Source organism: Aeromonas sp. TW 6 (assembly GCF_013168745.1).
Classification (GTDB): Bacteria; Pseudomonadota; Gammaproteobacteria; order Enterobacterales; family Aeromonadaceae; genus Aeromonas; species Aeromonas caviae.
Window position 1 is genome coordinate 26,480 of the sequence record NZ_JABERS010000033.1, and the last position, 21,465, is coordinate 47,944.

Genomic DNA, 21,465 nt, shown 5'->3' on the forward strand with positions numbered 1-21,465 from the left:
GCTCGATTATCATGGGCCCTGACGATCGGAATCCGGCTCCCCGCACAGTGCGTGGGGAGCCCAGCTAGGAGACCCCCATGATCTCTCATCGTAAACTGGAAAGCCTGCTCAACCACCTGCTCGAACCCCATGCCATCAAGGATTACTGCCCCAACGGCCTGCAGGTGGAGGGGCGCGAGCGCATTCGCAAGGTGGTGACCGGCGTCACCGCCAGCCAGGCTCTCATCGATGCCGCCGTGGCCGCCGGGGCCGATGCCATCCTGGTTCATCACGGCTACTTCTGGAGCGGCGAGCCGGCCCAGATCACCGGCATGAAGCAGCGTCGTCTCAAGACCCTCTTGACCCACGACATCAACCTGTTTGCCTACCACCTGCCGCTGGACGTGCACCCCGAGGTGGGGAACAACGCCCAGCTTGCCAGGCTGCTCGGCATCAAGGTGCGTCGCGGCCTCGAACCCTGGAACAGCAAGAGCGTGGCCATGGTGGGCAAGCTGGAGGAGCCCATGAGCGGCAGCGATTTTGCCAAGCTGATTGCCGAGCGTCTCGGTCGCGAGCCGCTTCATTGTGGTGACAGTGGTCCCGAGCTCATCCGCTCCGTGGCCTGGTGCACCGGCGGTGGTCAGAGCTACATCAGCCAGGCGGCGGAGCAGGGCATCGATGCCTTCATCTCCGGCGAAGCCTCCGAGCAGACCATCCACACTGCCCGGGAGATGGGCATGCACTTCTACGCCGCAGGCCATCACGCCACCGAGCGCTACGGCGTCAAGGCGCTGGGAGAGTGGCTCGCCACCGTGCACGGGCTGGAGGTCACCTTTATCGATATCGACAATCCGGTGTAGGGCCGATTAGCCGCGCAGCGGCGTCATCGGACGTGATGACAGCCATTGCGCTGGTCGATAGAAATGACAAGGGAGGCCTGAGCCTCCCTTGTGGTGTCTTACTGCTGCTCGCGGTTACTCGCTGGCATAGCCTGCCAGGCCAAGCTGCTTGCCATCGAGGCAGGCAGACCCTTCTCGCATCTGCAAGCGCCCTTCACAGAACCACTGCACCACCAGGGGGTAGATGCTGTGCTCCTGCACCTGGACCCGGGCCGCCACCTCGTCGGCACTGTCCCCTTCGAAGATGGGGACCCGTGCCTGGAGGATCACCGGGCCGCCGTCGAGCTCTTCGGTGACGAAGTGGACGCTGGCGCCGTGCTCGTCATCACCGGCCTCGATGGCGCGCTGGTGGGTGTGCAGACCCTGGTATTTCGGCAGCAACGAGGGGTGGATGTTGATCATCCTCCCGGCAAAGTGCCGCACCAGGTCGGCGCTCAGGATCCGCATAAAGCCGGCCAGCACCACCAGATCCGGCTGATAATCCGCCATCAGAGCCAGCAGGGCGACATCATACTCCTCCCGGCTGGCGAACTGCTGCTGGGCCAGGATGGCGGTTGCCACCCCGGCTTCCCTGGCACGCACCAGGCCATAGGCATCAGCCTTGTTGCTGATGACGCCGACCACCTGACCGGCAATCTTGCCGCCGGCACAGCCGTCGAGGATGGCCTGCAGGTTGCTGCCGCTGCCTGAGATGAGGACGAGGATGCGTTTCATAGGGGAGGTCATCTGGCCGTTGATCCGATCATTCATTGAATGATGACCTGCTCCTCACCATCGGCCGCCTTGGCGATGTGGCCGATGTGCCAGGCGTTCTCGCCTTCGGCCTTGAGCAGGGCCAGTGCCTTGTCCAGCTGATCCGCCGGCAGGGCGATGATCATGCCGACGCCGCAGTTGAAGGTGCGATACATCTCGTGGCGGGTGACGTTGCCTGCCTGTTGCAGCCAGCTGAACACCGCCGGCCACTGCCAGCTCTGCTCGTCGATGACCGCCTGGGTGTTGGCGGGCAGCACGCGCGGGATGTTCTCCCAGAAGCCGCCGCCGGTGATGTGGGACAGGGCGTGGATCTCGCACTCCTTGATAAGCTTGAGCACGGGCTTCACGTAGATGCGGGTCGGCTCCAGCAGGGCGTTGGCCAGGGTGGTATCACCCAGCGGCTGCTGCACGTCGGCCTTGGAGACTTCCAGGATCTTGCGAATGAGGGAGAAGCCGTTGGAGTGGGGACCGCTGGCGGCCAGGGCGATCAGGGCATCCCCTTCGCCAACCTTGCTGCCGTCGATGATCTCGCTCTTTTCCACCACGCCGACACAGAAACCGGCGATGTCGTAATCTTCCCCTTCATACATGCCAGGCATTTCGGCAGTTTCACCGCCGACCAGGGCACAGCCGGACTGTTCGCAGCCGGCGCCGATGCCGGTGACCACGGCAGCGGCAGTGTCCACGTCCAGTTTGCCGGTGGCATAGTAGTCGAGGAAGAAGAGGGGCTCGGCGCCCTGCACGATGAGGTCATTGACGCACATGGCGACCAAGTCGATCCCCACGGTGTCGTGCTTCTTCAGGTCGATGGCCAGACGCAGCTTGGTGCCCACCCCGTCGGTACCGGAGACCAGTACCGGTTCCTTGTAGCCAGCAGGGATTTGACACAGGGCCCCAAAGCCGCCAAGACCACCAAGGACTTCAGGACGACGAGTGCGTTTTGACACGCCCTTGATACGTTCAACCAGTGCATTGCCGGCATCGATATCTACGCCAGCATCCTTGTAGCTCAGTGAGGTTTTGTCAGTCACGCGTATTCCCCGTCATATAAAGAAGTGGAGGGTAAAATTCGGGGCGTATTCTACCAGCGGGCACGAAAAACCAGAAAGAAAATCGTTTGCGCGTTTTTGAATCGAAAAGCTCTACAAGCCGTGGCTTTTGTTGTATGATTCCGCGATTTTTTTGGCGCCGGTTAGAGGAGATAATAATGAAAGTCGTTGAAGTCAAACACCCCCTGGTCAAGCACAAGATCGGCCTGATGCGCGAAGGCGACATCAGCACCAAGCGTTTCCGTGAACTGGCCAAGGAAGTGGGCAGTTTGTTGACCTACGAAGCGACCTCTGACTTCGAAACCGAAAAAGTGACCATCGATGGCTGGAACGGCCCTGTGGAAGTCGACCAGATCAAGGGCAAGAAGGTCACCGTCGTGCCCATCCTGCGCGCCGGTCTTGGCATGATGGACGGCGTGCTGGAGCACATGCCGAGCGCCCGCGTCAGCGTGGTCGGTATCTATCGCGATGAAGAGACCCTGCAGCCTGTCCCCTACTTCGAGAAGATCGTCAGCAACATCGAAGAGCGTCTGGCCCTGGTCATCGACCCCATGCTGGCCACCGGCGGCTCCATGATCGCCACCATCGATCTGCTCAAGAAGAAAGGTTGCCAGTCCATCAAGGTGCTGGTGCTGGTTGCCGCGCCGGAAGGCATCAAGGCGCTGGAAGCCGCTCACCCGGACGTGGAGCTGTTCTGTGCCTCCATCGACCAGGGGCTGAACGAGAAGGGCTATATCGTCCCGGGCTTGGGTGATGCCGGCGACAAGATCTTCGGCACCAAGTAAGCATCACCCCATCGCCGCGCCCAAGGCGCGCAAACGGAGCCGGCACCCTGCCGGCTCCGCTGTTTCTCCCCCCCTTTGCTTGCTGCCATGCGCGCCTTGCCGCTACCATAAGCACCATCCCCCATTTCGAGAATCTTCTTTATGCTGAAACGCTTAGCGACTCTCCTCTGCTGCTGTCTGCCACTCGTGGTGTCGGCCGCCCAGGTAACCGACCTCTATCAGGGGAAGGCTCCCACCAGTGGCGACATGACGGCCGCCCAGTCCCAGGCGCTGGGAGATGTGCTCGTCAAGGTGACGGGCAAGCGCGATATCCTCACCCAGCCGGATGTGGTGAAGGCCCTGGCGGCGCCGGCGGATTACGTGCAGCAATACAGCTATCAGGACATCGGCTCGGTCAAGTTTCTCAAGGCGGATTTCAATGTGGCCAAGGTGAACGCCCTGGTCGGCCAGAGCAAGTTTGCCCTGCTGGGCCCGGTGCGGCCGCAGGTCGCCATCTGGCTGGTGGTCGACGAAGGGGAGCGGCGCATTCTGCCGGATCAGTCCGGCGATGGCTGGTCCGAGGCGCTGCGTGTTCAGACCCAGGCCATGGGGCTGCCGGTCAGTCTCCCGCTGATGGACTTGGATGACAATATGGCGGTCAATGCCACCGATGTCTGGGGCCGCTTTGCCGATCCCGTGCTCAAGGCGAGCCAGCGTTACGGCGCTGAAATGGTGGTGCTCGGCAAACTCACCCTTGAGGGGGAGGCCTGGAGCATCGACTGGGGTCTTTATGGGACCAAGCCGGGGGCGCAGGCAGGAGAGCTGAGCGAGCTGACCAAGGGCTCGGGTTCAGGTACCCAGGCCGAGGTGGCAAAGGGCTTTGCCGATGCCCTTGCCGGTTGGCTGGTGCAGCAGTACGGTACCCGTCTCTCCGGTGTCGCCTCCAGCCAGACCCTGGTGGTGGAGGGGCTGTCCGACATCGATGGCATGATCCAGATCCAGAAGCTGCTGCAGGGGATGGCAAGTGTCACCAAGGTGGCCATCGGCAAGCTGGAAGGGGACAAGGTGACCTTCAACCTCTCGCTGCAGGGGGACAAGGCCGAGCTGGTGAGGGGGTTGCAACTCGAGAGCCGCCTGCATCAGGTGGAAGACAACGAGAGCGGCCTGCGCTATCAATGGTCGCAGCCCTGATCCCGGGGAAGGATCCTGACCGCCCGGCATGGTCCGGGCGGTTCTCTATCTGCCCCGCTGGTGATACACTTGCCCGCAAATATCACAGTCAAAGCCCAACGAGTGAAGCAACCGGCCCAACTGTCTTTAGCCGTACAACTACCGGATGATGAAACTTTCGTCAGTTTTTATCCCGGCAACAACGCCCATCTGATCACCGCCCTCAAGAATGCGGCCATCGGTCAGGGCTCACCCTTCCTCTATTTCTGGGGAGCCAAGGGGTCGGGCCGCTCCCATCTGCTCCATGCCACCTGTGCCGAGGTCAACGCCCGCGACGCGGCGGCGGCCTATCTCTCCCTCGATCAGTTCGAACAGCTTGACCCCAGCATGCTCGATGCCCTGGAGAGCCTGCCCCTGGTCTGTCTCGACAGCCTGGAGGCGATCGCCGGCAACGCCCTGTGGGAGCGGGCCCTGTTCGACTTCTACAATCGCTGGAAGGAGAAGGGGGAGGGGACGCTCATCGTTACCGGCTGCAGCGCGCCACGCAAGCTGGGGCTGCAACTGCCGGATCTCGCGTCCCGTCTCGACTGGGGGGTGACCTTCCACCTCGACGAGCTGGACGACGAGGGCAAACTCAGCGCCCTGCAACTGCGCGCCGAGCTGCGGGGTTTCAAGCTGCCCATCGACGTGGGCCGTTTCCTGCTCAACCGCCTCTCCCGCGACATGCGCACCCTGCTTGCCACCCTCAATCGTCTCGACAACGCCTCCTTCCGTGCCAAGCGCAAGCTCACCATACCTTTCGTCAAAGAGATCCTCGAGCTCTGAAAACCTATCCCATTAGGCTATCTTATTCGCCATTTTGAACCTGGGCAGTGCTCGAAATCCTCACGTACTACAGTACGCTCCGGTTTCTGCGCGCTGTCCGTGTTCAAACTGCCTTCAACGATTACGCCTACTGGGATAGGTTAATAGGTTATAAGCCCCATAACGACAAACCCCGGGACTTGGCCGGGGTTTGTTTGCGAGCATTACACAGCTATCAGTGGAACTGATCTTCTTCGGTCGAGCCGGTCAGCGCGGTCACCGACGACTGGCCGCCCTGAATGACGGTGGTCACCTTGTCGAAGTAACCGGTACCCACTTCCTGCTGGTGTGCCACGAAGGTGTAGCCCCGCTCGGCGGCGGCGAATTCCGGCTGCTGCACCATCTCGACATAGTGCTTCATTCCCTCGCCACGGGCGTACTGGTAGGCCAGCTCGTACATGTGGAACCACATGTTGTGGATACCCGCCAGAGTGATGAACTGGTATTTGTAGCCCATGTCGGAGAGCTCCTGCTGGAAGCGGGCGATGGTGGCATCGTCCAGGTTCTTCTTCCAGTTGAAGCTCGGGGAGCAGTTGTAGGCCAGGATCTTGTCCGGGTACTGGGCCTTGATGGCCTCGGCAAATTTGCGCGCCTCGTCCAGATCGGGCTTGGCGGTTTCGCACCACACCATGTCGGCGTAAGGGGCGTAGGCCAGGCCGCGGGAGATGGCCTGCTCGATGCCGGCCTGCACCTTGTAGAAGCCCTCGCTGGTGCGCTCACCGGTCAGGAAGCCGGCATCGTAGGGGTCGGCATCCGTGGTCAGCAGATCCGCTGCGTTGGCGTCGGTGCGGGCGATGACCAGGGTGGTGGTACCGCAGACATCTGCCGCGAGGCGGGCTGCGATGAGCTTTTGCACCGCTTCCTGGCTCGGGACCAGTACCTTGCCGCCCATGTGGCCGCACTTTTTCACGGACGCGAGCTGATCTTCGAAGTGCACGCCGGCGGCGCCCGCTTCAATCATCCCCTTCATCAGTTCGAAGGCGTTCAGCACGCCGCCGAAACCGGCTTCCGCATCCGCTACTATGGGCAGGAAGTAGTCGATGAAGCCCTTGTCCTCTGGTCCAACCTTGTTGGCCCACTGGATCTGGTCTGCCCGGGCGAAGGAGTTGTTGATGCGCTCCACCACGGAGGGGACGGAGTTGGCCGGGTAGAGGGACTGATCCGGGTACATGGTGGAGGAGAGGTTGTTGTCCGCCGCCACCTGCCAGCCGGAGAGATAGATGGCTTCGATGCCGGCCTTGGCCTGTTGCACCGCCTGGCCGCCGGTCAGGGCGCCGAGGCAGTTTACATAGCCTTTCTTGGCGCCGCCGTGGATCAGCTCCCACAGTTTGTCGGCGCCGCGTTGGGCCAGAGTGTGTGCCGGCTGCAGGCTGCCACGCAGGTTCACCACGTCCTCGGCGCTGTAGCCGCGCTTGATCCCTTTCCAGCGGGGGTTTTCTGCCCAGTCTTTCTCGATAGCCTGGATCTGTTGCTCACGGGTCAGTGCCATATCAGTTCCCTCTTTCATTGATTTCACGTTTCCATTGACTTGTTATGGGGGCCGTTACCGGCCCGGGTCTCACAGCCGCTCGTAGCCGGGCAGCGTCAGAAAATCGATGAGTGTGTCGGCGCAGGTGATCTCGTCCATCAGGGCGCTTGCCTCGGCGAAACGGCCCGATTGCCAGCGGGCCTCGCCCACTTCGCCTCTGACCACCTCCTGCTCCTCGGCCAGCATCTGGCGGAACAGCGCCTTGGTCACTGCCTGACCGTTGGAGAGGGTCTTGCCGTGGCGGATCCACTGCCAGATGGAGGTGCGGGAGATCTCGGCGGTGGCGGCATCTTCCATCAGTCCGTAGATGGGCACGCAGCCATTGCCGTTGATCCAGGCTTCCAGGTATTGCAGGGCGACGCGGATATTGGTGCGCATGCCCGCCTCGGTGCGATCACCCTCACAGGGGGCCAGCAGATCGGCGGCCGTGATGGGGGCATCTTGCTCGCGCAGCACGCCGATCTGGTTCTGGGCACCCGCCGGAATGGTGGCGTTGAACACCGCCATGGCGGTATCGGCCAGACCGGGGTGGGCCACCCAAGTGCCATCGTGGCCGTTGTCGGCCTCGCGCTGCTTGTCCGCGTGCACCTTGGCAAACACCTGCTCGTTGACGGCCGCGTCCTTGGCCGGAATAAAGGCAGCCATGCCCCCCATCGCCAGCGCGCCGCGTTTGTGGCAGGTCTTGATAAGGAGTCGCGAATAGGCAGAGAGGAATGGCTTGTCCATGGTCACCACCTGACGATCCGGCAGGACGCGATCCGGGTGGTTTTTCAAGGTCTTGATATAGCTGAAGATGTAGTCCCAGCGACCGCAGTTGAGGGCGACGATGTGATCCTTCATCTGATAGAGCAGCTCGTCCATCTCGAATACCGCCGGCAGGGTTTCGATGAGCACGGTGGCCTTGATGGTACCGCGGGGCAGACCGAATTTGTCCTCGGTCCAGGCGAACACCTCGCTCCACCAGCGCCCTTCCAGATGGCTCTGCAGCTTGGGTACGTAGAAGTAGGGACCGGAGCCCTTGGCCAGCAACGCCTTGTGGTTGTGCAGGAAATAGAGGGCGAAGTCGAACAGGCCGCCGGGAATGGGGGCACCATCAAAGGTGACGTGCTTCTCCGGCAGATGCAGACCGCGAACCCGGCAGATGAGCACGGCCGGGTTGGGATTCAGGGTATAGGCCTTCCCCTCCGGGCTCTGGTAGGCAATGGTGCCGTTGACCGCATCGCGCAGGTTGATCTGGCCCTCGATCACCTTGTTCCAGGCCGGGGCCAGGGAGTCCTCGAAGTCGGCCATGAAGACCTTGACGTTGGCGTTGAGGGCATTGATCACCATTTTGCGCTCGACCGGGCCGGTGATCTCCACACGGCGGTCCTGCAGATCGGCGGGAATGCCGCGCACCGTCCACTCACCATCGCGAATATGGGCGGTCTCTGGCAGGAAGTCCGGCAACTCACCGCCATCGATACGGGCCTGGCGTGCGACTCGCTGCTTCAGCAGCTCATTGCGTTGGGGAGCGAAACGTTCCACCAGTTCGGACACCAGGGCCACCGCATCCGGCGTCAGGATCTGCGCGTAATCGGGAAGCATCTCGCCTTGAATGCGCAGGCGGGGGCTGCTGATGGTCTGGGCCGGTGCCGACATAGTGGGTACTCCTCCAAAAGTTACATTTTGAATTTATTAACTACGACTAACGTCTATATCCCTTTCTTTTAAACTCCCCATAACAGCGGGGTAACACGATTCATAAGGTGCAAAAGAATGGCGGATTCGTCAACTTGATTTTTAAAACAGGTGTTTTTTGATGATGGTTAAGATGCTGTTTTAAATTGATTTATGTGATTAGTGCAAAAGCTCTTTGCAGATGGTTATGCTCTTGGGTCGCCGGGGCGGCAGGGGGGAGAATTTCGGTAGAGGGGATGGGCTAAAAATGTAATTAATTACGTAATAAAATTACAAATGCAAAAACAAATCCCGACATTACTCCAAGCTTTGCAAAAACAGCTGTATGAAATGCCTTCGTTCAATCCAGCCTGCATGGGGGCTATGAAGTAACCGAGTAGTGAACTGGCGTTTAAAACTAAAATGTCAAATTGAGTCAAAATGGCGAAGGCGAACAGGAGAGAGGGAAATGACGAGCAATAACGTAGGTTTGTATCAAGACGTGTCCATGAAGGAGAGGGAGGTTGGAACGCAGGAGATGGTCAATTAAACTGATTTTTGAAGAAAAACTAGCATTTTGTCGTTATTTGCGGTGGCGGTCTGTTGGCCTGGGTCAAGGGCGGTGCCGGACAGCAAAACCGGCGTCTTGAACCGCACTATGGCACGGGCTCGTCTCAGTAATCTTCATCCGGGGCGGCGAGATCGATCACATCGAGGTGCACTGAACTGCCAAACCCGTGCTCTGCGGAATCGAGCTCGGAGGGCGTGGGGGAGATCAGGGGCTGAACGGGCTGGGAGTCAGCAGCTTGGGTCATGGATGCTTGCCTCATTGATTGCAAGCCGGTCGGTGATTCCATCACCCTAGTGTCCACCTCCCTGTTTTTATGGCCGGCGGAAAAGTTGCGTATCCTAGCGGCACTTTATGAAAGCTTCAAGTGGTTCTGTATAAAATTCATGCCAATAAAAAGCGGCGACCCGATGAACGGGGGAGGCGAGAGGAAAAGAGGCAAGCGTCGGGCGTGCAGGCAAAAAAATAGCCCAGTCGTTTGACTGGGCTATTTTCGGGGAATTTGGTCGGTGTGAGAGGATTCGAACCTCCGACCCTCTACACCCCATGCAGATGCGCTACCTGGCTGCGCTACACACCGACGGAGTCAGCTCGGCTGACGGGGAGGAAGTCTAATCGGATGATATGGCGGGCGCAACTCCTTTTTTATCAGGGAGATGCCGACTGCTTCTTTATTGTTCAGCCAAGATGCAACTTGGGCCCCGGCCGGAGTTTTGGCATAATCGCCGCCCCCTTAGGCGGGCACAGGGTGGCGAACACCCAACTCGGGGCGTTCCGATGTCGCCGGGGCCTTTGGCCTCTCTTTCATTGACAGCATCTTCTGCCGTGGGCTACCGGCTACCGGTCAGCGCGAGGGGGAAGGGGCCCGGTGTGCCCAGGGCCGGGACGCAGCAATCCGGGAGTGCGCGGCCGATGCCGTGCAGGGGCCAGGCAAGCCGACATCATATCGACGAGAGGATCAGGGCGTGAAACCATCTGAAGTTGCAGCACAGATCAGCCAGCGCGAGCAGGACGAACGCTGGATGCGCCATGCCATGGCCCTGGCAGCCAGGGCAGAGGGGATAGGCGAGATCCCGGTGGGCGCCGTGCTGGTGCTGGGGGACAAGATAGTGGCAGAGGGGTGGAATCGTTCCATCAGCGAGCACGACGCCTGCGCCCATGCCGAGGTGATGGCGCTTCGGGAAGCGGGCAAGCAGCTTGAAAACTATCGCCTGCTCGACACCACCCTCTATGTGACGCTGGAGCCCTGCTGCATGTGTGCCGGCGCCCTCATCCACAGCCGGGTCAAGCGGGTGGTCTATGGTGCCCGGGATTTGAAGACGGGGGCGGCAGGTTCTGTGTTCGACATCCTGCTGGATCCCCGCCACAACCACCAGGTGGCACTGACGGGGGAGGTACTCGCCGACGCCTGCTCGGCCCAGCTGTCGGATTTCTTCAAACGGCGCCGCGCCGAGAAGAAGGCGGCCAGACTCGCCGCGAAAGAGGCGCTTCCTCAAGATGACAGCGGGGCCTGATGGCCCCGTTTGCTTTTTTTCACTGCCAGACCGGCGGCCTGCTTCCCACCGAATATCAACTGCCACCCCTGCGATGAAGCCCGCGCTCTTTGCCGCTGTTGATGTAACAAAACTGTCATGCATCCGCCATATAATGCCGCCAAGCCTAGCTCACATTGAGGTCTTGCATGTCATCGGAATCGTTAAATCTGGTCATGGCGGGCAGTCGAAAACGCCGGATCAAGGATAAATTGGCCAAATATGGCGTCACCACAGGGGGAGCCCTGGTGCTGGTGGCGCTGTTGCTTATCTTCTTCTACCTGCTTTATGTGGTGAAGCCCATCTTCAATGGCGCCAGCATGGAGAGCACCGCTTCCTTCACTCTGCCCATCAAGGGCAAGACCGCCTGGCTCGGGGTCGAGGAGCAAAACGAGATAGGTTACCGCTTCAGCGACCTGGGGAAGGTCAAATTCTTTGCCGTGCAACCGGATGGCAAGATCAAGACCGGACAGGTGATTGGCGAGGCGCAGGTGAACGGCGAGATCACGGCGGTCGCGCCGCCTGCGCCGGGCCAGAAACTCATCGCCTATGGGTTTGCCAACGGCAAGGCTCAGGTGGTGCAACCCTATTTCAAGATCTCCTATCCCAATGACGTTCGCGTCATTGAGCCCAGCCTGCAATATCCCTTCGGCGAGACCCCCGTGGTGATCGATCCCCAGGGCAAGGCGCTGACGCGCATGGTCTTCGAGGCGACCAAGGACAAGATGGCGACCGCGGCCGTGACCGAAGATGGTCGTGGTGTGCTGATGGTGATGAGCGGCGAGGAGAATTTCCTCTCCGGCGAAATCGAGTGGAGCAGCCAGACCTACACCATTCCGTCCCTGCCACGCCATGTTGACCAGATGCTGCTGACCCCGAACCTGCGCCTGTTGTTCGTGCGCGAGGGCAACCGCCTGTCGGTCTATGACATCCACAACCTGAGCGACATCTCCCTGCGCAATGTCATGGAGATCAACGCCCCCAATGCCAGCGTGACCCAGGTGGCCCTGCTCTCCGGTGCGTCCTCCCTGCTGGTGGGCAACGACAACGGCGTCATCTCCCAGTGGTTCGAGGTGGCAAAGGATGGCAAGCGCCAGTTCACCCAGATCCGTGACTTCAAGGGTGACGCGCCGGTCGCCCTGCTGACCCCCGAGCACTTTCGCAAGGGCTTCATCAGCGCAGGCAGCGACGGCACCATCAACTTCTTCCATGCCACCGGCGAAGCCAAGCTGCTTGGCGAGAAGATTGACGGGGGCAACCTGGCTGCCGTTGCCATCTCTCCTCGCCACAACCTGCTGTTGACCCAGCAGGGGGATGACTTCAAGGTCTTTGACGTCGAGAACGATCACCCCGAGGTAACCTGGTCTGCCCTCTGGCAACAGGTGTGGTATGAAGGCTATCCCGAGCCCCAGTACGTGTGGCAGTCCACCTCCGCCAGCAACGACTTCGAAGCCAAGCTGAGCCTGGTGCCCCTGGTGTTCGGTACCTTGAAAGCCTCCTTCTATGCCATGGTGTTCGCGGTGCCCCTGGGTGTCGCCGGAGCCATCTATACCGCCTACTTCATGTCGGCGGGGCTGCGCAAATACGTCAAGCCGACGGTGGAGATCATGGCGGCGCTGCCGACCGTCATCCTCGGCTTCCTGGCGGGTCTGTGGCTCGCTCCCATCATCGAAGGGGCCCTGCCCGGGGTGATCCTGCTGCTGATCCTGCTGCCCATGGGTATGCTGCTCACCGCCCTGGTGTGGAATTATCTGCCGGAGCGCGGCCGCACCTGGCTGCCGGAAGGCTGGCACGCCATTCTGCTTATCCCTGTGCTGCTGTTCATCGGTTGGGGCGCTTTCGCCTTGAGCCCCATCATCGAGAACGCCTTCATGCACGGTGATTCGCGCATCTGGCTGACCCACGACATGGGCATCAAGTTTGACCAGCGCAACTCCCTGGTGGTTGGTATTGCCATGGGCTTTGCGGTCATCCCCACCATCTTCTCCATCGCCGAAGACGCGGTCTTCTCGGTGCCCAAGCACCTGACCCAGGGCTCGCTTGCGCTGGGGGCGACCCCGTGGCAGACCCTGAGCCGGGTGGTGATCCTCACCGCGAGCCCGGGCATCTTCTCGGCGGTGATGATGGGCCTTGGCCGCGCCGTGGGCGAGACCATGATCGTGCTGATGGCCACCGGCAACACCCCCATCATGGACTTTTCCATGTTCCAGGGGTTGCGGACCCTGGCGGCGAACATCGCGGTGGAGATGCCGGAATCGGAAGTGGGCAGCTCCCACTACCGGGTGCTCTTCCTCGCCGCCTTCGTGCTGTTTGTGTTCACCTTCTTGTTCAATACCCTGGCCGAATTCGTCCGCCAGCGGTTGCGTGAAAAGTACAGCTCTCTGTAAGGACTAAGGAATCGACAATGGGTAAGTGGTTTAAATCGGGGGCCCCCTGGATCTGGATGACGGGGGGCGCCGTCAGCCTGAGTCTGGTGGCCGTACTGGGTCTGTTGTTGCTGATTGGCTGGCGTGGTCTGGTCTATTTCTGGCCCCATCCCATCTATGAGTGGCAACTTGAAGATGCAAGCGGCAACAAGAGCGTCCTGATTGGCGAGATCAACGACCGGGAGCTGGTGCCGGTGGAGCGCCTGCGCGCCGCAGGCCAGGCGCTGGAAGGGGAGGATCGCGAAGAGATTACCCGTTATCTGGTCAAGACCGGCAACCGGGAGTTCGTGGACCTCGATTTTCGCTGGGTGCTGGAGACCGATATCAAATCGCGCGCCCAGCCGGCGGAGCTCGCCATGGTGGAACGCGCCACCAACGGCAACTTCTATGGTTACATCACCTCGGTGAAGGAAGATGGCCAGGAGCTGACCACGGAACTGCATCCCGCCTTGCAGCGGGTGCTGGCCCGTGCCAACGGCCTCTCAAGCCAAGCCAACGACCTGCAAAAAGGGGCCATCGGCAGCATCAACTACCAGCTGGAGCGCCTGCGCCTGAAAGAGCGCAAGGCCGAGCTGGATGACAAGCTGACCGATCAGCTTAAAGCCGAGCTGGCGAGCGAGCGTCAGGCGCTCAACGACCGTTACCAGGTGCTGGAGAAAGAGCTCTTCTCCCTGCGTACCCAGGCGGACAGAGACAGCATCACCGTCAAGGACATGCGCGGCGAGCTGGTGACCATGCCCATGTCCCGGGTGCTGGATGTAGTCTGGCCCAACGACATGAGCCTGATGGCCAAGGTGGGTCACTGGTTCCACCAGATTGGCAAGTTCGTCTCCGATGACCCTCGGGAGGCGAACACCGAGGGTGGCGTCTTCCCGGCCATCTTCGGCACCGTCTTCATGGTGATCCTGATGGCCATCATCGTGACCCCGCTCGGGGTGGTGGCGGCGGTCTACCTGCACGAGTACGCGGGCAAGAACAGCCTGACCAAGATCATCCGCATCGCGGTGATCAACCTGGCGGGGGTACCCTCCATCGTCTACGGCGTGTTTGGTCTGGGCTTCTTCGTCTACACCCTGGGGGGCAGCATCGACCGCCTCTTCTACCCGGAAGCGCTGCCGAGCCCGACCTTCGGCTCCCCTGGTGTCATCTGGTCGGCGCTGACCCTGGCCATCCTGACCCTGCCGGTGGTGATCGTCTCCACCGAAGAGGGGCTGGCCCGGATCCCGAGCACCATTCGCCAGGGTTCGCTGGCGCTGGGTGCCACCCAGGCCGAGACCCTCTGGCGCATCGTGCTGCCCATGGCCAGCCCGGCCATCATGACCGGCCTTATCCTGGCGATTGCCCGTGCGGCGGGCGAGGTGGCGCCGCTGATGCTGGTGGGGGTGGTGAAGCTTGCTCCCACGTTGCCGATGGACGGCAACTTCCCGTACCTGCACGTGGAGCGCAAGTTCATGCACCTGGGCTTCCACATCTATGACGTGGGCTTCCAGAGCCCGAACGTCGAGGCGGCGCGTCCTCTGGTCTACGCCACCTCCTTCCTGCTGGTGACGGTGATCGTCGGCCTCAACCTGACGGCGATCGGTATTCGTAACCACCTGCGCGAGAAATTCCGGTCGCTGGAACATTAATCCAGCCATTACAGAGACGGGCAGGGGTCTTCCCTGCCAACCAGATATTCCGGCAGCGGGCAAGACGTTTGCCCGCTGCCACCAAGAGAATTTGAGGTAAACAGATGATCAACGTAACACCGAGTTCGGCCCCGCACACCGCCACCGACCTGCTCAACCTGACCCCGGAGCAGACTGCGCTGGAGGTGAAGGATCTCAACCTGTACTACGGCAACAAGCAGGCGCTGTTCAACGTCAACATGAAGATCCCCAAGGGTCAGGTCACCGCCTTCATCGGCCCGTCCGGTTGCGGCAAGTCCACTTTGCTGCGCTGCATCAACCGGATGAACGATCTGGTGGAGATCTGCCGCATCGAGGGGGAGATCCAACTGCACGGCCACAACATCTATGACAAGAGCGTGGATGTCTCCGCCCTTCGCCGTCAGGTGGGCATGGTGTTCCAGCGCCCCAACCCCTTCCCCAAGTCCATCTACGAGAACGTGGTCTACGGCCTGCGCCTGCAGGGCATCAATGACCGCCGTACCCTGGACGAGGCCGCCGAGCGTTCCCTGCGCGGTGCCGCCCTGTGGGAGGAGGTGAAGGATCGTCTGCACGACAACGCCTTCGGCCTCTCCGGTGGTCAGCAGCAGCGTCTGGTGATTGCCCGTGCCATCGCCATCGAGCCGGAAGTGCTGCTGCTCGATGAACCGACCTCGGCGCTGGACCCCATCTCCACCCTCACCATCGAGGAGCTCATCAACGAGCTCAAGAGTCAGTTCACCGTGGTGATCGTGACCCACAACATGCAGCAGGCGGCGCGGGTCTCGGATCAGACCGCGTTCATGTACATGGGGGAACTCATCGAGTACTCGAATACCAACACCATCTTCACCACCCCGGCCAAGAAGAAGACCGAAGACTACATTACCGGTCGTTACGGCTAAGGGATGCCGCTGATTGAGATGAGCAAGATGAGCAAGATGAGCATCAACAAACAGATTGGCAGTCAGTTCAACGGCTAAGGCATAATCGGAGCAACAAGGATTACTGGTATGGACAATATGAACCTCAACAAACACATCTCCGGTCAGTTCAATGCCGAGCTTGAGAGCGTGCGCAACCAGGTACTGGTGATGGGGGGGCTGGTGGAGAAGCAACTCACCGACGCCATCGCCGCCATCCATGGCCAGGATCTGGATGCGGCGCGCAAGATCGTGGCCAACGACCACAAGGTCAACGCCATGGAAGTGGCGATCGACGAGGAGTGCACCCGCATCATCGCCAAGCGTCAGCCCACCGCGTCCGACCTGCGGCTGGTGATGGCCATCATCAAGACCATCACGGATCTGGAGCGGATTGGCGACGTGGCGGACAAGATTGCCCGCATGCTGACCGACAACGCCAACAAGCCGCAGCCGCCGCTGGTGTCGCTGGAGAACATGGGGCGTCGCACCATCAAGATGCTCCACGACGTGCTCGACGCTTTCGCCCGCATGGATTTGGATGCAGCCCTGGCGGTCTACAAGGAAGATGACAAGGTGGATCGGGAGTACGAGTCCATCATCCGCGAGCTGATGACCTACATGATGGAAGATCCCCGCACCATCCCCCAGGTGCTCAACGTGCTCTGGGCGGCACGGGCCATCGAGCGGGTCGGCGATCGCTGCCAGCACATCTGCGAGTACATCGTCTACTACGTCAAGGGCAAGGATGTGCGTCACACCAAGGCCGATGACCTGAGCGATCTGCTGGGCAAGGGCTGATGGGGCGCCTTGGGTGGAGCTCCCGTCGCGGCTGCACGACGGGAATCCAACCCTGATTGAATAAAAAGGCGCTTTGAGCGCCTTTTTCATTGCATGTCACGGCAGTTCAAGATAACGCCACCCAGCGGGCGCTTTTCTGCTAGAATATGGCCCCTGTGTGAGTCCCGGATGGAGTCACGGTCCGGTTTCCCGGGCCCAGTTTGCCGTCTTGTGCTAAGGCGGCTGTAGCAATAGGTTAATCATGAGTTTTGCCGATAGTTTGTTCTTTCTGATGCTGCTGGTCGCCGGCAGCGTGTTCTTCTCACTCTCCGAGATCTCCCTTGCCGCCTCCCGCAAGATCAAGTTGCAGGTGATGGCCGACGAGGGCAACCGCCACGCCGAGAAGGTGCTGGCATTGCAGGCCCAGCCGGGCAACTTCTTTACCGTGGTGCAGATAGGCCTCAATACCGTCGCCATCCTCGGTGGTATCCTGGGGGAATCCGCCCTCAATCCCGCCATCAGAGAGCTGATTGCTGGCTTCTACCAGGGGCCCTGGCTCGGCCAGATTAGCTCTGCGGCCTCGTTCGTCTTCGTCACCGGCATGTTCATCCTGATAGCGGATCTGATGCCCAAGCGCCTTGCCATGACCATGCCCGAGCGGATCGCCGTGGTGGTGGTGCGTCCCATGATGCTGTGCGTCACCTTGCTGATGCCGTTGGTGTGGCTGTTCAACGGCATGGCCAACGGCCTGTTCCGGCTGATGCGCATCTCCATGGTGCGCAACGACGAGATCACCTCCGACGATATTTATGCGGTGATGGATGCAGGTGCCGAAGCCGGTGTCATCCAGCGCGAGGAGCACCAGCTCATCGAGAACGTGTTCGAGCTCCAGTCTCTGGGTGTCACTTCCGCCATGACGGCGCGGGAGAGCCTCATCTACTTCACCCTGCAAGAGGGGGAGGAGAGCATCAAGGCGAAGATCGCCGAGCACCCCCACAACAAGTTCCTGGTGTGCGACCACAACCTCGACAGCATCAAGGGGTTCGTGGATGCCAAGGAGCTGCTGATCCGCGTCATCAGCGGCCAGAGCATCGATCTCAACAGCGGCTCCCTGGTGCAGAACGTCATCATCATTCCCGACACCCTCAACCTCTACGAGGCAATGGAGTACTTCAAGAACCATCGCGGCGATTTTGCGGTGGTGATGAACGAATACGCCCTGGTGGTGGGCATCGTCACCATGAATGACCTGATGAGTACCGTCATGGGGGAGTGGGCCACCCACGTGGTGGAAGAGCAGATCGTCCAGCGGGACGAGAACTCCTGGCTGGTGGACGGGGTGACCCCCATCTCCGACGTGATGCGCGCCTTCGACATCGAGGAGTTCCCGGAAAACCAGAATTACGAGACCATCGCCGGTTTCATCATGTACATGCTGCGCAAGATCCCCAAGCGCACCGACTCGGTCAAATATGCCGGTTACAAGTTCGAAGTGGTGGACATCGACAGTTACAAGATTGACCAGTTGCTGGTCACCCGGGTAGAACCTGCGAGCAATGAGAAGCCCGCTCAGGAATCCTAAAGGAGTTCGTTAGCAATCATGAAGATGAAGACTCATTCCCGTGCGCTGGCCTGTGTGGCGCTCGCCCTGGCACTGGGTGCCTGCAGCCAGAGCGCACCGCGCAAGCCGGTGACGCCTGCCAAACCCGTTACCCCCGAGCCTGCCGTGGTGGTCCCGCAGCAGGATCCCGATGCGGTGGTGCAAAGCGCCGTGGCAGAGCCCAGCCCGGTGTTCGACGAGGAGTATCACGGCCCGGATCAAGGGTCGCTTGAATCGGTCACCGCCCTGTTTGCCCGGGGTTACATCGAATCCGCCATGCGGGAGACCATGCTGGCGGCGGTGCACAGCGACTATCCGCTGCTCGGCATGCGGGACGTGCGTCTCACTGACCCTGTTGCCAAGTTCCTCACCTCGGCCCAGGCCCGCACCACGGCCCACGACTACCTCTATGCCGGGGTGCAGCGTCGGCTGGGCCGCCCGCTCAGCCCCGCCCAGTGGGAGCAAATCTGGCAGGGCTATCCCCAGCAGGGCCGGGTCTCCGACTGGGTCAAGCAGACCAAGCGGGTGCTGGCCGGGCGCTGAGTCCCTCTGGTTATCGGCGGCTGTGCCCGCCTTGATCCCCTGTTTCACAAGAGGTCACCCCCCGGGGTGGCCTCTTGTCGTTTCAGTGCCTGGCCAGGTGATGCCTGTGCCGGGGAGACCTCCCTTTGCCGCCATCATACTGAGCTTGCCCGGATTTGTTCGTAGCCCCCGATTGCCTCTTGTTCTACTTTGGGTCATGATATTTGGGATTTCTAGCCGTCTAGATGTTTTGATGGCTTAATGTGGTTTCACACAATAAACACCCGTCATGGCGGGGAGACGCAGAGAGACAGAGATGGACAAGCAGGATTTGTGGGTACTCGATGGCGGTATGGGCCGTGAACTGGCGCGGCGTGGTGCGCCGTTCCGTCAACCGGAGTGGTCGGCACTGGCGTTGATGGAAGCGCCCGAGACGGTGCGCGAGGTACACCAGGCCTATGCGACGAGCGGTGCCCGGGTGATCACCACCAACAGCTATGCCCTGGTGCCCTTCCATATCGGTGAGGCACGCTTTGCCGCCCAAGGGGAGGCACTTGCAGCCCTGGCCGGGCAACTGGCCCGAGACGTGGCCGACGAGCAGGGGGGAGCCGTCAAGGTGGCCGGCTCATTGCCGCCGCTCTTTGGCTCCTATCGTGCGGACCTCTATCAAGCCGAGCGGGTGAGCGAGCTGGCGACACCGCTTATCCGGGCCCTGTCACCCCATGTGGATCTCTGGCTGGCGGAGACCATGAGCCTCATCGCCGAGCCCCTGGCCCTCAAGGCCCTGCTGCCCGAGGACGGCAAGCCGTTCTGGGTCTCCTTTACTCTGGAAGACGAGGCGCCGGGCAGTGAGCCCACCCTGCGCTCCGGCGAGCGGGTGGCGGATGCCGTGACCGCGTTGGCGTCGGCCGGGGTGGATGCCATCCTGTTCAACTGCTGCCAGCCCGAGGTGATTGAAGGGGCGCTCAAGGTGGCCGTCGCCGCGTTGCAGGTTCAGGGGCGCACCGACGTTCGCCTCGGCGCCTATGCCAACGCCTTCCCGCCCCAGCCCAAGGAGGCGACTGCCAATGACGGTCTGGACGAGATCCGTGGCGATCTGGGGCCGCTGGATTACCTCGGCTGGGCCGAGCGCTGGCGCAGAGCCGGGGCAAACCTCATCGGCGGCTGCTGCGGCATCGGCCCGGAACACATCGAGGCGCTGGCCAGCCGGCTGCGTTAAGGAGCGCCCATGAAAGAGAGCAAGATCGGGCTCTGGTCCCTCACTGCGCTGGTGTTCAGCTCCATGGTGGGGGCCGGCATCTTCAGCCTGCCCCAGAACATGGCCGATGTGGCGGGCGCTCGCGCCGTGCTGATCGGCTGGGCCGTCACCGGGGTCGGCATACTGGCGCTGGCCATGAGCTTCCTCTACCTGTCGCGGCTCAAACCCGAGCTCGACAGCGGCATCTACAGCTATGCCCGGGCAGGCTTTGGCGAGCTGGTGGGGTTCTTCTCCGCCTGGGGATACTGGCTCTGTGCCACCATCGGCGTGGTGGGTTATCTGGTGATCGCCTTCGCGGCGCTGGGCAGCTTCGTCGACACGCCGGAGCGGGTCTGGTTTGGCGAGGGCAACACCCTGGCGGCCTTCATCGGCGAGTCCTGCATCCTCTGGGCGGTGCACCTGCTGGTGGCCCGAGGCGTACAGCAGGCGGCCCTGTTCAATCTGGTGGCGACCCTGGCCAAGAGCCTGCCGCTGCTGCTGTTCATCCTGTTCGCCTGCTACTGGTTCGATCCGGTCACCTTTGCGGCGGATCAGGAGGGCAGCACCCTGGCGGTACCGGTCTCCGAGCAGGTGCGCAACACCATGCTCATCACCCTCTGGGTCTTCACCGGCATCGAAGGGGCAGCGGTGCTCTCGGCCCGGGCGAGAAACAAGCGGGACGTGGGCACCGCCACCGTGCTCGGTGTGGTACTGGCGCTGCTGCTCTATGTGCTCATCTCGGTGCTGGCGCTCGGAATATTGAGCCGCCCGGAGCTTGCGGCCCTGCCCAACCCCTCCATGGCGGGACTGATGGCCCAGATGACGGGTTCCTGGGGCAAGCTGCTCATCAGCGCCGGCCTCATCGTGTCGGTGCTCGCCTCCTACGTGAGCTGGACCCTCTTCTCGGCCGAGGTGCCGTTCAGCGCGGCGCGTCACGGGGCCTTCCCGGCCATCTTCCGGCGCCAGAACGACAACGGAACCCCCATCGCCTCGCTCTGGCTTACCAGCCTGACGGTGCAGGGCTGTCTGCTGCTGGTGTGGCTGCTTGGCAAGGGCTACACCAACCTGCTGCTCATCTCCACCTCCATGATCCTGGTGCCCTACCTGCTCATCGGCCTCTTCCTGCTCAAGCTGGTCTTCGGTGGCAAGGGGGGGCAGGGCCGCGGCCTGATGCGGGTGGTGGCGCTGGTGTCGAGCGGTTATGGTTTCTGGCTGCTCTACGCCGCCGGGGTGGAGTACCTGCTGCTGTCGCTTCTGCTCTACGGGCCGGGTCTGCTGCTGTTTCTCTACAGCCGTCGCCAGCTCGGCGCCGAACAGCGGCTCAGCGGGCGCGAACGGCTGCTGGCCGGGGTGACGCTGCTGAGCCTGATCCCCGCCGTCTGGTCCTTCGTTCACGTCTGACCCGGGGGTTGTCCCTGTCATGAAAAAGAGCGCCCCTGGGCGTAATGCCGATCAGTTAAGGATCCATTGACCGATCCTCAGGCTGTGTAAGAATCCGAAACTCCTTGTTGGGTTTCGGATTTTTTTATGCGTATCGACCAAGCTCTCGACTTCATTCACGCCTGTCCT

At 61.4% G+C, this 21,465-nt stretch carries 18 protein-coding genes and 1 tRNA gene; 13 read left to right on the forward strand and 6 right to left on the reverse strand.

Annotated features, from left to right (window positions below; translation table 11 throughout):
* Positions 1-77 precede the first annotated feature (77 nt).
* A complete protein-coding gene (locus HKD46_RS15485; RefSeq protein ID WP_042864115.1) occupies positions 78-839 on the forward strand; it encodes a Nif3-like dinuclear metal center hexameric protein in 762 nt (253 codons plus the stop codon).
* A gap of 114 nt (positions 840-953) precedes the next feature.
* Here the strand turns inward: HKD46_RS15485 and purN are convergent, their stop codons facing one another.
* The gene (gene purN / locus HKD46_RS15490; protein WP_043153886.1) at positions 954-1,592 is read right to left on the reverse strand and encodes a phosphoribosylglycinamide formyltransferase; all 639 of its coding nucleotides are present in this window, start codon (positions 1,590-1,592) and stop codon (positions 954-956) included.
* 32 nt (positions 1,593-1,624) lie between these two features.
* Positions 1,625-2,662, reverse strand: a complete 1,038-nt coding sequence (purM, locus tag HKD46_RS15495; RefSeq protein ID WP_010675274.1) for a phosphoribosylformylglycinamidine cyclo-ligase — start codon at positions 2,660-2,662, stop codon at positions 1,625-1,627.
* 176 nt (positions 2,663-2,838) lie between these two features.
* On the opposite strand from purM, the gene upp reads away from it, so the two are divergent.
* The 3 genes from upp to hda all read left to right on the forward strand — a co-directional run bounded on the left by upp (position 2,839) and on the right by hda (position 5,439).
* The gene (gene upp, locus HKD46_RS15500; RefSeq protein WP_005302745.1) at positions 2,839-3,465 is read left to right on the forward strand and encodes a uracil phosphoribosyltransferase; all 627 of its coding nucleotides are present in this window, start codon (positions 2,839-2,841) and stop codon (positions 3,463-3,465) included.
* Between the two features lie 141 nt (positions 3,466-3,606).
* Positions 3,607-4,635: a DUF2066 domain-containing protein gene (locus HKD46_RS15505; protein WP_171865632.1), complete on the forward strand. Its 1,029-nt coding sequence runs from the start codon at positions 3,607-3,609 to the stop codon at positions 4,633-4,635.
* Between the two features lie 102 nt (positions 4,636-4,737).
* Complete coding sequence (gene hda / locus HKD46_RS15510) at positions 4,738-5,439, forward strand: DnaA inactivator Hda (RefSeq protein ID WP_171865633.1); 702 nt, start codon at positions 4,738-4,740, stop codon at positions 5,437-5,439.
* 214 nt (positions 5,440-5,653) lie between these two features.
* Here hda and aceA read toward each other — a convergent pair whose 3' ends face one another.
* The 4 genes from aceA to HKD46_RS15530 form a co-directional block, all read right to left on the reverse strand.
* Positions 5,654-6,967: an isocitrate lyase gene (gene aceA / locus HKD46_RS15515; protein ID WP_041214877.1), complete on the reverse strand. Its 1,314-nt coding sequence runs from the start codon at positions 6,965-6,967 to the stop codon at positions 5,654-5,656.
* 69 nt (positions 6,968-7,036) lie between these two features.
* A complete protein-coding gene (aceB, locus tag HKD46_RS15520) occupies positions 7,037-8,644 on the reverse strand; it encodes a malate synthase A (RefSeq protein ID WP_171865634.1) in 1,608 nt (535 codons plus the stop codon).
* A gap of 692 nt (positions 8,645-9,336) precedes the next feature.
* Positions 9,337-9,477 (reverse strand): hypothetical protein, encoded by a 141-nt coding sequence (locus tag HKD46_RS15525; protein ID WP_171865635.1) that lies wholly within the window; start codon positions 9,475-9,477, stop codon positions 9,337-9,339.
* A 256-nt stretch (positions 9,478-9,733) separates the two neighbouring features.
* Positions 9,734-9,810, reverse strand: a tRNA-Pro gene (locus HKD46_RS15530).
* A 385-nt stretch (positions 9,811-10,195) separates the two neighbouring features.
* On the opposite strand from HKD46_RS15530, the gene tadA reads away from it, so the two are divergent.
* From tadA to HKD46_RS15575, 9 genes are all read left to right on the forward strand, one after another.
* Positions 10,196-10,744, forward strand: a complete 549-nt coding sequence (tadA, locus tag HKD46_RS15535) for a tRNA adenosine(34) deaminase TadA (RefSeq protein ID WP_080770013.1) — start codon at positions 10,196-10,198, stop codon at positions 10,742-10,744.
* Between the two features lie 167 nt (positions 10,745-10,911).
* Positions 10,912-13,149, forward strand: a complete 2,238-nt coding sequence (locus tag HKD46_RS15540; RefSeq protein WP_043153846.1) for an ABC transporter permease subunit — start codon at positions 10,912-10,914, stop codon at positions 13,147-13,149.
* Between the two features lie 17 nt (positions 13,150-13,166).
* On the forward strand, positions 13,167-14,816 hold the full coding sequence (pstA, locus tag HKD46_RS15545) for a phosphate ABC transporter permease PstA (RefSeq protein WP_124813012.1): 1,650 nt from the start codon (positions 13,167-13,169) through the stop codon (positions 14,814-14,816).
* A 104-nt stretch (positions 14,817-14,920) separates the two neighbouring features.
* Positions 14,921-15,739: a phosphate ABC transporter ATP-binding protein PstB gene (gene pstB / locus HKD46_RS15550; protein WP_010675264.1), complete on the forward strand. Its 819-nt coding sequence runs from the start codon at positions 14,921-14,923 to the stop codon at positions 15,737-15,739.
* A 108-nt stretch (positions 15,740-15,847) separates the two neighbouring features.
* Positions 15,848-16,558, forward strand: coding sequence for a phosphate signaling complex protein PhoU (gene phoU, locus HKD46_RS15555; RefSeq protein ID WP_029314752.1), 711 nt, complete (start codon positions 15,848-15,850; stop codon positions 16,556-16,558).
* Positions 16,559-16,799: 241 nt separating this feature from the next.
* On the forward strand, positions 16,800-18,119 hold the full coding sequence (locus HKD46_RS15560) for a hemolysin family protein (RefSeq protein WP_041213150.1): 1,320 nt from the start codon (positions 16,800-16,802) through the stop codon (positions 18,117-18,119).
* Between the two features lie 18 nt (positions 18,120-18,137).
* Positions 18,138-18,680: a hypothetical protein gene (locus HKD46_RS15565; protein ID WP_042017561.1), complete on the forward strand. Its 543-nt coding sequence runs from the start codon at positions 18,138-18,140 to the stop codon at positions 18,678-18,680.
* Positions 18,681-18,975: 295 nt separating this feature from the next.
* Positions 18,976-19,878, forward strand: a complete 903-nt coding sequence (locus HKD46_RS15570) for a homocysteine S-methyltransferase family protein (protein ID WP_039040257.1) — start codon at positions 18,976-18,978, stop codon at positions 19,876-19,878.
* Between the two features lie 9 nt (positions 19,879-19,887).
* Positions 19,888-21,297 carry a basic amino acid/polyamine antiporter gene (locus HKD46_RS15575; RefSeq protein WP_171865636.1) on the forward strand — a complete coding sequence of 470 codons (1,410 nt, stop codon included), beginning with the start codon at positions 19,888-19,890 and terminating at the stop codon, positions 21,295-21,297.
* Positions 21,298-21,465: the final 168 nt, after the last annotated feature.

Coding starts and splice junctions, on each gene's coding strand:
- HKD46_RS15485 (WP_042864115.1), top strand. CDS start 78: ATGATCTCTCATCGTAAACTGGAAAGCCTGCTCAACCACCTGCTCGAA.
- purN (WP_043153886.1), bottom strand. CDS start 1,592: ATGAAACGCATCCTCGTCCTCATCTCAGGCAGCGGCAGCAACCTGCAG.
- upp (WP_005302745.1), top strand. CDS start 2,839: ATGAAAGTCGTTGAAGTCAAACACCCCCTGGTCAAGCACAAGATCGGC.
- HKD46_RS15505 (WP_171865632.1), top strand. CDS start 3,607: ATGCTGAAACGCTTAGCGACTCTCCTCTGCTGCTGTCTGCCACTCGTG.
- aceA (WP_041214877.1), bottom strand. CDS start 6,967: ATGGCACTGACCCGTGAGCAACAGATCCAGGCTATCGAGAAAGACTGG.
- aceB (WP_171865634.1), bottom strand. CDS start 8,644: ATGTCGGCACCGGCCCAGACCATCAGCAGCCCCCGCCTGCGCATTCAA.
- HKD46_RS15525 (WP_171865635.1), bottom strand. CDS start 9,477: ATGACCCAAGCTGCTGACTCCCAGCCCGTTCAGCCCCTGATCTCCCCC.
- HKD46_RS15540 (WP_043153846.1), top strand. CDS start 10,912: ATGTCATCGGAATCGTTAAATCTGGTCATGGCGGGCAGTCGAAAACGC.
- pstA (WP_124813012.1), top strand. CDS start 13,167: ATGGGTAAGTGGTTTAAATCGGGGGCCCCCTGGATCTGGATGACGGGG.
- pstB (WP_010675264.1), top strand. CDS start 14,921: ATGATCAACGTAACACCGAGTTCGGCCCCGCACACCGCCACCGACCTG.
- phoU (WP_029314752.1), top strand. CDS start 15,848: ATGGACAATATGAACCTCAACAAACACATCTCCGGTCAGTTCAATGCC.
- HKD46_RS15560 (WP_041213150.1), top strand. CDS start 16,800: ATGAGTTTTGCCGATAGTTTGTTCTTTCTGATGCTGCTGGTCGCCGGC.
- HKD46_RS15565 (WP_042017561.1), top strand. CDS start 18,138: ATGAAGATGAAGACTCATTCCCGTGCGCTGGCCTGTGTGGCGCTCGCC.
- HKD46_RS15570 (WP_039040257.1), top strand. CDS start 18,976: ATGGACAAGCAGGATTTGTGGGTACTCGATGGCGGTATGGGCCGTGAA.
- HKD46_RS15575 (WP_171865636.1), top strand. CDS start 19,888: ATGAAAGAGAGCAAGATCGGGCTCTGGTCCCTCACTGCGCTGGTGTTC.